Below are 13,380 nucleotides of genomic sequence, written 5' to 3'. Positions count from 1 at the left end.
CCTCAGGCGGTTGCCCCCAAGCCTACGGCGCAACGGCTCCCGGATTGAGTTCCGGCCCGTCTGCCCGCAGCAGATCTCCCCGCGGCCGAATCGCTGGAAGCCGGGCACCGGATGGGCCGACGGTGATGGCATGACCGATGAAACCGCCACCGTGCCCGGCACCGCCCAGGTACTCACCCGCCTGCTCAGCGAGCGGATCGTCCTGCTCGGATCCGAGGTGCGCGACGAGAACGCCAACCAGATCTGCTCGTCCCTGCTGCTGCTCGCGGCCCAGGACCCCGATCGCGACATCTCGCTCTACATCAACTCTCCCGGCGGATCCGTCGACGCCGGCATGGCCATCTACGACACCATGCAGTTCATCAGCTGCGACGTCTCCACCACGGTGATGGGGATGGCCGCGTCGATGGGGCAGTTCCTGCTCACGTCGGGGGCCAAGGGCAAGCGGTTCGCCCTGCCGCACTCCCGGGTGATGATGCATCAGCCGCACGGAGGCGTCGGGGGTTCGGCCACCGACATCCGGATTCAGGCCGAGCAGATGATCAAGATGAAGCAGCAGCTCGCCCGGCTCACCGCCGAGCACTCCGGCCAGCCGCTGGAGCGGATCGAGGCCGACGCCGACCGCGACCGCTGGTTCACGGCCTCCGAGGCGGCCGACTACGGCCTCGTCGACCGGGTGCTCACCCGGGCCGAGATCCCCCGGACCCAAGAGACCTGAGCACCGGTCGGCGCGCTACGGGAAAATGTCCTGACCAGGCTGATGCGCTGGTGAGATAGCTCACTTACTATCGGCGACATGTCCTCGATGAAGCGGATCGGAGCGCTGGCGGCGGTCCACGAGAACTTCCTCGCCGCCCCCACCTCACCGCTGCCGGACCTGATCCGGCCGGTCGTCGCCGACAGCTGGCGTCGTTCGCTCGCCCTCGGTGTCGATCCGCAGACCGAGGCCGCGCCTGTCGACATGCCCGAGAACGAGCTCGCCGACTACCGCGCCAACCATCCGCTCGCCGCGATGATGCCGCTGATCCGGCGGCTGCTCACCGAGGACGCGGACGAGGCCGGTCACATCGTGGCCGTGGGTGATGCCCTCGGCCGGCTGCTGTGGGTGGAAGGTCACCACCGCCTGCGCAGCCGGGCCGAGAACATGCAGTTCGTCGAGGGATCACTGTGGAGCGAACGGGCCGCGGGCACCAACGCCCCCGGCACCGCGCTGGCCCTCGGGCGCCCGGTACAGATCAGCGCGGGCGAGCACTTCGGTCTGGGCGTGCAGTCGTGGAGTTGTGTGGCCGCGCCGGTGCACCACCCGCTGACCGGTGACCTGCTCGGCGTCATCGACCTGACCGGCGGCCCGGACGTCGCCGGACCTCGCACCCTGGCCCTGGTGCGGGCCTGCGCCGCCGCGGTGGAGGCCGGGCTGCAACTGCGTACCACCCCGGTCGCCGTTATGCCGGCGCCCCGAAAACCCGCCGCCACCCTGAGACTGCTGGGCGCCGAGGCCGGCACGCTCGAGTTCGACGGCCGCAGCGTCGACCTCTCCCGACGCCACACCGAGCTGGTCTGGCTGCTGGCCAGCGCTCCCCACGGCCTCTCCGCCCAGGCCATCGACGTCGCCCTGCACGACGAGGGTGAGCACCTGATCACCGTGCGGGCCGAGATCAACCGGTTGCGAAGGGTTCTCGGCCCGTCCCTGCTCTCGTCCCGCCCCTACCGGCTGAACCTGCCGATCCAGACCGATATCGCCCAGGTGCGCGAGGCCCTCGCCGAAGGCCGGGTGCAGCAGGCCCTGCAACAGTTCACCGGCAGCCCCCTCCCTGGCTCGGACGCCCCCGGAATCCGTTCCATGACCGACGAATTTGTCTGCGAGGTGCGAGAGGCCGTGCTCGCCTCGGGCAGCGCCGCGGTACTGGAACGCTGGGTGCACCTGCCCGAGGGCAGCGACGACGCCGCGGCCTGGCAGACCCTGGTCCGGATCCTGCCGGCCGGATCCCCCCGCCTGGTGCTCGCCCGGGCCCGACTCGGCCGATTGAGCTAGGGCCCGTTCCCGGAAGCCCGAAGACAACGTCAGTCCGCAACGTTGCTGCAACCTCCCGCCACCTAGCGTCGGCCCCAGCTTCGGTCCAACGACGGCCCGAAGAAGTGACGGAGGTATCCATGGCTGTCATCGCAGCGCCCGGCCAGCCGGGCAGCCCCACCACTTACGCCTCGCGCTACGACAACTGGATCGGTGGCCGCCGCGTCGCCCCGGTCAAGGGTCAGTACTTCGAGAACCCCAGCCCCGTCAACGGAAAGATCTTCTGCGAGATCGCCCGCGGAACCGCCGAGGACATCGAGCTCGCCCTCGACGCCGCACACGCCGCCGCTCCGGCCTGGGGCCGCACCTCGGCCGCCGAGCGCGCGAACATCCTGAACAAGATCGCCGACCGGATGGAACAGAACCTCGAGGCGCTCGCCGTCGCCGAGACCTGGGACAACGGAAAGCCGATCCGGGAGTCGCTGGCCGCCGACCTGCCGCTGGCCATCGACCACTTCCGCTACTTCGCCGGTGCGATCCGGTCCCAGGAAGGCTCGATCAGCCAGCTCGACGAAGACACCGTGGCCTACCACTTCCACGAGCCGCTGGGCGTGGTCGGGCAGATCATCCCGTGGAACTTCCCGCTGCTCATGGCCGTCTGGAAGCTCGCGCCCGCGCTGGCCGCCGGAAACGCGGTGGTACTCAAGCCGGCCGAACAGACCCCGGCGTCGATCATGCACTGGATCGACCTGGTCGGTGACCTGCTGCCGGACGGCGTGCTCAACATCGTCAACGGGTTCGGCGTGGAGGCCGGCAAGCCGCTGGCCTCCAGCTCCCGGATCAGCAAGATCGCCTTCACCGGGGAGACCACGACCGGCCGGCTGATCATGCAGTACGCCAGCCAGAACATCATCCCGGTGACCCTGGAGCTGGGCGGCAAGAGCCCGAACATCTTCTTCGAGGACGTCGCCGCCCAGAACGACGCCTTCTACGACAAGGCGCTCGAGGGCTTCACCATGTTCGCGCTGAACTCCGGCGAGGTCTGCACCTGCCCCTCGCGCGGGCTGATCCAGTCGAGCATCTACGACTCGTTCCTGGCCGACGCCACCGAGCGCACCCAGGCGATCGTGGCCGGCAACCCGCTGGACACCGAAACCATGATCGGGGCCCAGGCCAGTAACGACCAGCTCGAGAAGATCCTGTCCTACTTCGAGATCGGCAAGGCCGAGGGCGCCACGCTGGTCACCGGGGGCACGCGGGCCGATCTGGGCGGTGAGCTGTCCGGGGGCTACTACGTGACGCCGACGATCTTCACCGGCGACAACTCGATGCGGATCTTCCAGGAGGAGATCTTCGGGCCGGTGGTCTCGGTGACGAAGTTCGACAGCCAGGACGAGGCGCTGAAGATCGCCAACGACACGCTGTACGGCCTCGGCGCCGGTGTCTGGTCGCGAGACATCAACACCGCCTACCGATTCGGGCGCGGCATCCAGGCGGGCCGGGTGTGGACGAACAACTACCACGCCTATCCGGCCGCCGCGGCGTTCGGTGGCTACAAGGGCTCGGGCATCGGCCGCGAGAACCACAAGATGATGCTCGACCACTACCAGCAGACGAAGAACATGCTGGTCAGCTACTCGCCGGACAAGCAGGGCTTCTTCTGATCGACGAGACGCGCACCCCGGACCGGGCTGGGCCGGACCGGGGTGCTGGGGCGCGGGACTGCGGACCCGCGCCCGGGGCGGAACGGCTGCCGGCCATGTCCACGTGGGATGGTCGGCAGCCGGTTCCGGGGTGACACTGGCTCAAGGAGGTGGCGGACATGACTGAAAGTGCCTCGGTAGAGGCCGAACTGGCCGATGGGGGAAAAGACGACCCGCACACTCGGGTGGCCTTCACCCCGGCCGCGGTCCAGATGCTGCACACCCTGCGCGAGCAGCACGGCCCGCTGATGTTCCACCAGTCCGGCGGCTGCTGCGACGGCAGTTCCCCGATGTGTTACCCACTGGGCGATTTCATCACCGGCGACAGCGACGTACTGCTGGCGGAGCTTCCCCTCGACGCGGAGAAGATCCCGGTCTGGATGTCCCGTCACCAGTTCGAGTACTGGAAGCACACCCATCTCACCATCGACGTGGTTCCCGGCCGCGGGGCGGGATTCTCGTTGGAGGCTCCGCACGGTGTGCGCTTCCTGATCCGCTCGCGTCTGCTCACCGACGTCGAGCTGTCGGCTCTGAACTGAAACCCCCAATTGAGGACGACCACGGCAGCTGCCGTGGTCGTCCTCAATTGGGGCTCTGTCAGTGCTGTTCGGCCAGGATGGCCACGGCCTCCGGCTTGGTGGTGGTGTAACCGTGGTGGCGCCCAGCCGGCTCATGTCGCAGATGGCCTTCCAGCCCGGCTTGTTCTCCCGGAAGGCCGCACTCAGCTCACTGGCGTAGGTCTTGGCCGTGGGCAGGTCGAAGTCGCCGCGCAGCACGATGACGAGCCGGTTCGCGGCCCGGTCCCTGGCGATCGAGTGGGGGTCACCGGGGGAACGTCGGCCACGGACATCTCCTGACCGGTGATGACCAGCAGGTAGACGGCCGGTTCGGGCCACGGCCGAGCACGACAGCGATGACGACGATCAGGGGAACACTACCGGGACGGGGCGTCGTCGCCTCAGGCGTGGCGGCCAACAGTGACTCCATCGCATGTTCGGGGGCCTCTCCCGTCGGCAGATGCGTAGCGGCGTTCACCGCTGGGTGAGCACGTCGGCCATCTGACCCCATCTGTCCGGGCGCTCCCGATCCGGTATCCCCACGCAGCGTTGAACCGGCCGGTCGTGCACAGACTCTCCCGATCTGGCCGGCCGGAACCATGCGTCCCACTCGGCATGATGGGCTCAGGTCACCGGTCAGCTCGGCAGGACGGGCCGGGATTAACGGGAGGGTGTGAGGGCGGGGTGGACGAGCGCGATCAGGTGGGACGGCTGAGAGAAGGCCAGGCGGCAGGCCGCGGAGAGCTCCACGTGAAGCACCGGGACCGGCTGGAACTCGCCGGTCTCCCGCCGATCCCACGGCAGCACCCGGTGCGGCGCACCCGCGTCGCCATCGTGGACGACCACCGGCTGATGCTGGACGGGCTCACCACCTGGCTGACCACGCGGGCCGACGACCTGGACGTGGTCATCGCCGTCACCGAGTTCCGGGAACTGGTGCGGCATCCCCGGTTCCCGGTGGACGTGGTGCTGCTCGACATCGACCTGGGCGACGACGTGCCGGCCAGCGCCAAGATCGTCGAGCTGTCGGCGGCGGGTGTGGCCGTGGTGGTGGTCAGCACCTTCTCCGACCCCCGCCGGGTGCGTGAGTGCGTCTCGGCCGGGGCCCTGGGATACGTGCCGAAGAGCGAGAACGCTGACGAGATGGCCCATGCGGTGCGGGCGGCCGCACGAGGTGAGGGGCATGTGACCCCGGCCCTGGCGGCGATGCTCGTGGCCGACGAGCGCGGTGAGCCCGGTCCCGCCCTGAGCCCGCAGGAACGCCGTGCGCTGGTGCTCTACGCCTCCGGTCTACCGCTGAAAACCGTTGCCCGGCAGCTGGACATCTCGGTTGAAACGGCCAAGACCTACCTCACCCGGGTGCGCGAGAAGTACGCCCACGCCGGACGTGAGGCCCGGACGAAGATCGCCCTGCACCGGCGCGCGGTGGAGGACGGTCTGCTGCACGACGGTGAGGGTTTCCGGGACGACTGATGTCCCCGGAAGGTGGGGCGTGCCGGCCGATCGGTCGGCGCCTAGCTTGGGTACCGGCCGGGACGCCGCGGGGGTGTCCGGCGAGGCGAGGACCGGGCCCTGCGGATCCGGCCCGGTGCCGGTGGCCTCGGCGCCGGGCGGCGTGGCGAAGGATGTCGTGCCCGCCCGGCGCTTCCCCTTGACCGCAAGGGTCTCAGCTGATGCGTGACCAGAACTCGGCCTGCACGCCAATGCTTTCGAGCCAGCCCGCCTCGCCGATCTTCACCAGGTCCTCCCCGCGCAGCACCAGCGCGTCGAGCACGTCGACGCCCTCGGCCACGTCCAGCGCGTCGAGTACGGCGGGCACGTCGCTCGGCGCCACGGTGATGCCGTATTCGTACTGCGACACGTCTTCCCCGAAGAGGCCGGCCGCGTCGGTGTCCTCCCCCAGGATCACCAGCGAGCCCTCTTCCAGGGTGGCCGTGACCGTGAGCGTGCCCTCGGCCCAGACGGTCACCTCGCGTTCCTTCTCCAGACCCATCAGGCCTTCGAGAGCCTCCAGGGCTTCCATGCCTTCCAGGATCTCCGAGCCCTCGAAACCGTCGGGGTCTTCCGGGCCAGTCACGCCGTCCACGCCGTTCATGGCCAGAACGGTAGGCCATGGGTCCCCGGATCCAGCCATCGGACGATGTGGCCCCGCCTCGACGTTCGCGCACCCGGCCGGGCAAGGCAGGATGTGCGCATGCGAATGGTTGCGTGCGATCTCGACGGCACGATCGTGCGTAAGGACGGCCGGATCTCGTCACGGACCCTGGCCGCGCTGACCGCCTGTGAGCGGCTGGGTGTGCACGTGGTGTTCGTGACCGGCCGGCCGCCGCGCTGGATGGAGCCGATCGTCGAAATGACCGGCCACCAGGGCCTGGCCCTGTGCGGTAACGGCGCGGTGGTGCTGAACCTGGCCACCGGCACCGTGGTCAGCAGCCGGGCCCTGACCCTGCCCACGGTCGTGCAGGTGACCCGGCGTCTGCGGGAGGCGATCCCAAGTGCGGCGTTCGCCCTGGAGACCCTGAACGGCTACCGCCGTGAGCCCGGCTACGTGGCTGTGCACCCGGCGGCCCAGGAGGCCCGGGCGGCTCCGCTGGACCAGTTGCTGCTCGATTCCCCGACCGTGGTGAAGGTGCTGTGCAAGCAGGCGGCCGAGCACTACGGCGAGCTGGACTCCGACGAGCTGCTGGTGCTGGCCCGGAGCGCCCTCGGCGACCTGGCCGAGGTGGTGCACTCCGACCCCCTCGCCCACATGCTCGAGATCTCGGCCCCCGGAGTGACCAAGGCAACGGCCCTGGCCTGGCTCGCCGGTGAACTGGGGGTGCAGGCCGACGAGGTGATCGCGTTCGGCGACATGCCCAACGACATTCCCATGCTGACCTGGGCCGGAACCGGATACGCCATGGCCGGGGGGCACCCCGACGCGATTGCCGCTGCGTCACGCCAGGCACCGCCGTGTGATCAGGACGGGGTCGCTCAGGTGATCGAGGCCCTGCTGACCGGCCTGGACCACAAGGTCGGCAGGTAGATTTCCCGGTATGGCAGCGGAACGACGGCTCAGCGTGGACTGGCCGGCCTGCAAGGGCCACGGCCTGTGCGCCGAGCTCGTTCCTGAGCTGATCACGCTGGACGAGTGGGGTTACCCGATCCTGGCCGACCGGGCCGTGACCCGGGGCGTGCAGTCGAACGCCAAGCGGGCGGTCGCGGCCTGCCCCACGCTCGCGCTGGTTCTGGAGGAGCAGGAAGTCTCCAGCACGCCGCGGGCGGCTGACCCGATCACGGGAGCCATCGCCGGCTTCCCGAGGACGGATCCGGTCCGGGCGCCCGCACCGATCCAGCCGACCCAGCCCTCCCAGCCGATCCGTACCGTCCCGGCTACCCAGCCGGTGCAGCGCGCCCGGCCGCAACCCGTCCAGCGAGCTCAGCCGCAGCCGGTCCAGCCGACCCGGCCCGTTCAGCCGTCCCGGCCCGTTCAGCCGGTCCAGCCCGCACCGTCCCGGCCGTTCCCGGTGGAAGACCCGATCACCGGGGCCATCCGGGCTGTCACCGGCCCGAACGCGGTGCCGCGCCGCACCCCGCCGACCGGTATGGCCCGGCACGCCACCCCGGCCTACGGTCAGCCCTCGCTGATCTCGGAACCGGACGCCGAAGAGGTGTACCACCCGTTCTTCGACGGTTACGACGCCCAGGAGCGGCCACCGGCCCAGCCCCGCTCCCGGCGTGAGGCCCGGAACCAGAGCAAGCGCTAGATAACCGCGCCCTCGACCATCTCGCGCACCTGCTTCACCGTGCGGCGCGCGGCGTCGATGTGGTCGCGCACCCCGTCCGCGTCTTTCATGCGCACCGCGACGCGCGTCATCATCGCCGACTCCGATGCCCGGCCGCACAGCGTGGCGGCGCGGGCGAGGCGGCGGTGCACGTCGAGATAGACGTCGCCGGGGCCGACCGGGACGTCGGGACCCTCACTGGGCGCGGCCGCCTGGGCGTGCTCACAGGCCTCCCGTACGAGTTCGAGGATCTCGTCGAGGTCTTCACCGATCTCGGCGAGTTCCATGCGGACCGGGCGCGAAGGCACGACGTCGATGACCGCCCGGTACCGACGCACACCTCGTGCGAACCGATCGTGCACGCGGCGCCACACACCGTGACCGAGGGGGGCCGTGCCGATGACCGGCGTCCGGATCCAGTCGAGCATCCTCACGGCGATTCCTTCGTTCCCTGTCTGCCGGCCGACCCTGATCGTCTACAGGTACTGACCGGTGCCGCCGGGGCCGGCCTGCTGAGCGCCCGGCAGGCCCTCGGGTGCCACCTGGCCGGGGCCGCCCGGCAGGGCCCGGCGCATCTGCTCGAGCTGCGTACGGGCCGCCATCTGCTGGGCGAAGAGCACGGTCTGGATGCCGTGGAACAGCCCCTCCAGCCAGCCGACGAGCTGGGCCTGGGCGATGCGGAGCTCGGCATCGGTCGGGGTGGTGCTGCTGTCGAACGGCAGAACGATCGAGCGGAGCTCCTCGACGAGCTCGGGGGCCAGGCCGTCTTCCAGCTCCTTCAGCGACCGCTCGTGGATGCCGGCGAGGCGCGCGCGGCCGGCCTCGTCGAGGGGAGCGCTGCGCACCTCCTCCAGCAACTGCTTGATCATGCTGCCGATCCGCATGACCTTGGCGGGTTGCTCGATCTGGTTCGCAGGGTTGGTCTCGCGGTTGCTCGGCCCGGTGACCGCCATGCCCTCCGCCGTGACCACGACGACCCGCTCGTCCGGAAAACCGGCCGATTCGTCCAGGTCCGAGTCGGACATGTCGGTTACGTCCCCTGTATCGGCAGACGGGTGCGGCTGGCTGGTCATTCCTCCATCGTGCCCTGCCGGAGGGTCCCGCGCGAGGCGTTCGGCCTCCGACGGGCCGGATCTCCACCGCTCGGTTCTGGTCCGGATCGTCCGCTCGGCCGATGAAGAGCCCTAACTCGCTGTTAAGTGAGCTCGGTCATAGCTGCACAGAGAAACTGTTCAGCCTTCAACTTTAGCTACGGAAAGTGAGGGGTGAGGATTGTCCCGTGGTCGCAGTTCGCTATGGCAACCACTCGCTGTCAGGTGGTCAGCAGGATCTTCCCGACGTGCTGCGAGCCCGCCATGATCCGGTGCGCCTGCGCTGCCTCGGTCATCGGCAGCCGGGTGTGGATCACCGGCTTCACCACACCCGAACTGAGCAGGGGCCACACGTGCTGACCGACGCTCGCCATGATCGCTTCCTTTTCGTCGGCCGGCCGCGCGCGCAGCGTGGTGGCGATCAGGGCGGCCCGGCGGGACATCAGGTGGTTCAAGTTGAGCTCAGTCTTCGCCCCGCCCTGCATGCCGATCACGACGATGCGGCCACCGTAGGCCAGGGATCGCAGGTTGCGTGACAGGTAGGAGGCGCCCATGTTGTCGAGCACGACGTTGGCGCCGTGGCCACCCGTCGCTTCGGCCACGGCCTCGACGAAGTCCTGCTCGCGGTAGTTGATGAGGATCTCCGCGCCCAGATCCCGGCAGCGATCGAGCTTCTCCTGCGTGCCGCAGGTCACCGCCACCTTCGCGCCGATCTGCGTGGCCAGCTGGATCGCCATGGTGCCGATGCCGCTGCTGCCGCCGTGGATGAGCAGCACCTCGCCCGGCCGCAGGCCCGCCGCCATGAAGACGTTGCTCCACACCGTGGCCGTGACCTCGGGCAGCGCGGCCGCGTCGATCAGGTCGACGTCTTTCGGAACCGGCAGGACCTGCCCCTGCGGCACCACCACGCGCTCGGCGTAGCCACCGCCGGTCAGCAGGGCGCACACCTGGTCGCCGGGCGTCCAGTGGTCGACGTCGGCCCCGACCGCACTGATCGTTCCGCTGACCTCCATGCCGGGCCACTCCGGGGAACCCTCCGGGGGCGGGTAATGGCCGGCCCGCTGCAGAAGATCGGCCCGGTTCACGCCGGCGGCGGCGACATCGATGAGCACTTCGCCCGCCCGCACGGTGGGATCGGGGACGTCCTGGACGCGGAGCACGTCGGGCTCGCCGAACTCGGTGATGACCACGGCCTTCATGAAGTAGGACGATACGGCCGCAGGTGCTCCGGATCGTGGAGCTGAGCATGAGCGTTCTGCGCGTGGCGGGTGATCGTCCCACCGCGGTGCGTGATCGAATGGCGATTGCGCTGCGACTTAATCACCGGCCCGCCCGCGCCGAAACTCTCACGGTGCCCCACACCGGTGAACGACGGCTGCTCGGACTACTCGCGCTGCCGGTCCTCGTACTCGACGTGGTCTGTGCCCTGGGCGTGGCCATGGCGAACGACGGCACCGCGCGCACTGTCCTCCTCGCGATCCTCGGCCTCTGCCTGGTGCTGACGCTCCTCACCCTGACCCTCGGGCCCGGGCTGACCCGTGGTCCGGCGCCGGTGGAGGTGCCGTACTTCGAGTCCAGGCTGCCGAGAACGGTCATGCCCCCGGCCGAGCCCCTGGCCACGACGCCGGAGCCCGATGCGCCGGCGACCGTCTTCGGCTACGACCCCCTGCCCGACCCGGCGCTGCCGGAATCTTCCACCGGACCCTTCACCCAGCCCTTCGGCGAACCTGCCCTCGCCACCGGGTGGGATCCCCGCTCCGAGCTGCCGGCCAGGCCCGACCCCTCGGCCGACCTCAGGCCCGAGCCCGCCCCGGAGAACTCCTCCGCGACCGCCACATCCGGTCCGCCCACCAGACTGCTGGTCGAGGTGGCGCGCCGGAACCAGACGCTGGTTGCCCGTCAGCTGGCCGGTCTCGACCAGCTGGCCGTCAGCGATGCCGGCAATGATCCGGACCGGGTGGCTGCCATTTCGCGGCTGGAACAGCTGGCCATGCGGTTGCGCCGCAACGGCGAGTCTCTCATGGTCATGGCCGGCGAGGATCCGGACCGCCGGATTCCCGGTGCCACCACGCTTTCCGAGGTGCTCGCCGTGACGGTGAGTGAGATCGAGAACGGCTCCCGCGTCACTGTGTCGGCGGAGGTGGACCACGGCGTGCGCCCCCACCTCGCTCTGCCCCTCGTGCACCTGTTCTCGGAGCTGCTCGATAATGCCACGGGCTATGCGTTCCCGGCCGGTGGCGTGCAGGTGCGGGTCCAGGCGGAGGCCCAGCCCGGCGCCGACCTGGTGCGGGTGCTGATCGAAGACTCCGGCCCCGGCTTCTCCGCCGCCGATCTGGAGACGGCCAACCGCAGCCTGAGCGATCCCAGTATTTCGACCGCCGAGATCGGCTCGCTCGGTCTAGGACTCTTCGTGGCCGGCCGGCTCGCCCGGCAGGTGCCCTGCACGGTGCAGTTGGCCCAGGCCGTCGGCGGTGGCGTGCTCATCACGGTCGGGCTGCCCGAGGGCACCTTTGTGCCGGGCACGGTTTCACAGATCAAAATTACGGACGAGGCCCCTCTCCCTTCGGTGGTGGTGCCCGACCAGGACGAATACTCGTTCTACGATGACCACACCGACCTGCCCGATTACATAGGGCGGCAGGGATATGCCGACCGGGCGTCGCTGGAGGACGACCGCGAGACCCGTCCGGAGATCCCGGTGCAAGAACTGCCTGAGCCGGTGACCTTGGCCGGCCCGCTGTCGCTGGACGAACCGTTCGGTGCCAATGCCCCGATCGAGTACCCAGTCAGGGCAGAGACTTTCGAGATGCCACCAGTTCCGGAGCCGCGGCGCCGGGGACACCGGGACGGAGAATCGAAAACCTTCTTCGACCCGATCACGGCCTCCGTCCCGGTGGTAGAAGGTCCGGGACTGCCTGTGGGCGAAGCAATCCAGCAGAACCAAACCTATTCGGATTCGGCCCAGCAGGATCCGGCCCAGCCGGAAGCCAACCAACTCGGGCCGAACCAGCAGGGGCCGAACCGGAGCGAGCCGATTCCGGTCGAGTCGATCCTGGTCGAGCCGGTCCTGGTCGAGCCGGTCCAGTACGAGACGGCTCACGACGACCCGGCTCAGCAGGAACCCGTTCAGGGCCGGAGCGCCGCATCTGGACCGGTCGCGCCGGAACCGGTGGGAGCATTCTGGGACGAGGCATTCCAGAACGAGCCGGTTCTGTCGGAGCCAGTCTGGGCTGATCCGGTCGCGTCCGGACCATCTGCGGCGGAGGCCGTGGGAGCACTTCAGGACAAGGGATTTCAGGACCAGCCGGTTCTGTCGGAGCCGGTCTGGGCTGATCCGCTCACGTCCGGACCGCCCGCGCCGGTCTGGACGGCCCCCCTCACGTCGGCACCGCTCTCGCCGGAGTCGGCGGAGGCAGCCTGGGCCCAGGAGCCCCGGACCGAGCCAATTCAGCAGGAACCGGTGCAGCAGAAACCGGGCCGAGGTCGACGGGTCGCACCCGAACCGGTTGCGCCCGAACTGATAGGAGCAGCCTGGGACACAGGGTCGCAGACCGGGTCGGTCCAGCCGGAGCAGAGCTGGGCCGCACCGGTTCAGAGCGGTCCGAGCTCTTCCGGACCAACTGCGTCGGAGCCGGCCGAGGGGGCCTGGGTCCCGGAACCGCGAGGCGAATCGGTTCTGTCCGATCCGGTCTGGACCGAGCAGGCTCAGAGTGGTGCGGCTCCGGGTGGGTCGGCCACATCGGGTCCGGGTGTGCCGGAGCCGACGGAAGCGGCCTGGGCCCAGGAGGCTCGGGTCGAGCCGGTTCAGCCGGAGCAGGTTTGGACGCCAACGGTTCAGGGCGGGTCATTCGCTTCCGGACCGGGCTCTTCCAAGTCGGTCGCGCCGGAGCCGATTGAGGCGGGCCGGGCACTGGAGCCTCGGGGCGAGGCTCGTCCGGACCCGGTGACGGCGGCCCAGGAATCCCGTCCGTACCCGACGCGGGCCCAACTGCGGCGCCAGCGCCAGGCCGAGGAAATCCGTGCCGCCCGGGGAACCTCACTGCAGGAGACCGGGCCGCAGACAACTGGGCGGCAGACGACCGGCTCGGAGGGATTCGGGCTTCAGGGAACTGACTCGAATGCAGCCGGTACGCATGCAGCCGGTACGCATGCAGCCGGTACGCATGCAGCCGGTACGCATGCAGAAGGGGCGCTCGGGGCCGGTTCGCTCGGGACTGGTTCGCTCGGGACTGGTTCGCTCGGGACTGGTTCGCT

General features: G+C 69.6%; 12 protein-coding genes. 8 read left to right on the top strand and 4 right to left on the bottom strand.

The window, feature by feature from the left end:
- Positions 1-130 precede the first annotated feature (130 nt).
- The 5 genes from LR393_RS10065 to LR393_RS10045 all read left to right on the top strand — a co-directional run bounded on the left by LR393_RS10065 (position 131) and on the right by LR393_RS10045 (position 5,744).
- Positions 131-718: an ATP-dependent Clp protease proteolytic subunit gene (locus LR393_RS10065; RefSeq protein ID WP_231483322.1), complete on the top strand. Its 588-nt coding sequence runs from the start codon at positions 131-133 to the stop codon at positions 716-718.
- 78 nt (positions 719-796) lie between these two features.
- Entirely contained in the window at positions 797-2,032 is a 1,236-nt protein-coding gene (locus LR393_RS10060) for a GAF domain-containing protein (RefSeq protein WP_231483319.1), read from the top strand.
- A gap of 119 nt (positions 2,033-2,151) precedes the next feature.
- Entirely contained in the window at positions 2,152-3,675 is a 1,524-nt protein-coding gene (adh, locus tag LR393_RS10055) for an aldehyde dehydrogenase (RefSeq protein ID WP_269326991.1), read from the top strand.
- Between the two features lie 251 nt (positions 3,676-3,926).
- Entirely contained in the window at positions 3,927-4,253 is a 327-nt protein-coding gene (locus LR393_RS10050; protein WP_345718706.1) for a DUF779 domain-containing protein, read from the top strand.
- A gap of 768 nt (positions 4,254-5,021) precedes the next feature.
- A complete protein-coding gene (locus LR393_RS10045) occupies positions 5,022-5,744 on the top strand; it encodes a response regulator transcription factor (RefSeq protein WP_231483313.1) in 723 nt (240 codons plus the stop codon).
- A gap of 193 nt (positions 5,745-5,937) precedes the next feature.
- Here LR393_RS10045 and LR393_RS10040 read toward each other — a convergent pair whose 3' ends face one another.
- Complete coding sequence (locus tag LR393_RS10040; RefSeq protein WP_231483312.1) at positions 5,938-6,366, bottom strand: hypothetical protein; 429 nt, start codon at positions 6,364-6,366, stop codon at positions 5,938-5,940.
- 99 nt (positions 6,367-6,465) lie between these two features.
- On the opposite strand from LR393_RS10040, the gene LR393_RS10035 reads away from it, so the two are divergent.
- Positions 6,466-7,296: an HAD family hydrolase gene (locus LR393_RS10035; protein ID WP_231483311.1), complete on the top strand. Its 831-nt coding sequence runs from the start codon at positions 6,466-6,468 to the stop codon at positions 7,294-7,296.
- Between the two features lie 10 nt (positions 7,297-7,306).
- A complete protein-coding gene (locus LR393_RS10030; protein WP_231483310.1) occupies positions 7,307-8,017 on the top strand; it encodes a ferredoxin in 711 nt (236 codons plus the stop codon).
- Here LR393_RS10030 and LR393_RS10025 read toward each other — a convergent pair.
- The 3 genes from LR393_RS10025 to LR393_RS10015 form a co-directional block, all read right to left on the bottom strand.
- Positions 8,014-8,469 (bottom strand): hypothetical protein, encoded by a 456-nt coding sequence (locus tag LR393_RS10025; protein WP_231483309.1) that lies wholly within the window; start codon positions 8,467-8,469, stop codon positions 8,014-8,016. The genes LR393_RS10030 and LR393_RS10025 overlap by 4 nt on opposite strands.
- 42 nt (positions 8,470-8,511) lie before the next feature.
- On the bottom strand, positions 8,512-9,060 hold the full coding sequence (locus LR393_RS10020) for a bacterial proteasome activator family protein (RefSeq protein WP_269326990.1): 549 nt from the start codon (positions 9,058-9,060) through the stop codon (positions 8,512-8,514).
- A gap of 287 nt (positions 9,061-9,347) precedes the next feature.
- The gene (locus tag LR393_RS10015) at positions 9,348-10,325 is read right to left on the bottom strand and encodes an NAD(P)H-quinone oxidoreductase (protein ID WP_231483308.1); all 978 of its coding nucleotides are present in this window, start codon (positions 10,323-10,325) and stop codon (positions 9,348-9,350) included.
- Between the two features lie 47 nt (positions 10,326-10,372).
- On the opposite strand from LR393_RS10015, the gene LR393_RS10010 reads away from it, so the two are divergent.
- Positions 10,373-13,380: sensor histidine kinase (locus tag LR393_RS10010; RefSeq protein WP_231483307.1), on the top strand; the 3,008-nt coding region annotated here is incomplete at its 3' end.

Source organism: Kineosporia mesophila (assembly GCF_021129235.1).
Lineage (GTDB): Bacteria > Actinomycetota > Actinomycetes > Actinomycetales > Kineosporiaceae > Kineosporia > Kineosporia mesophila.
This window is presented reverse-complemented; position numbering and strand designations above follow the sequence as displayed.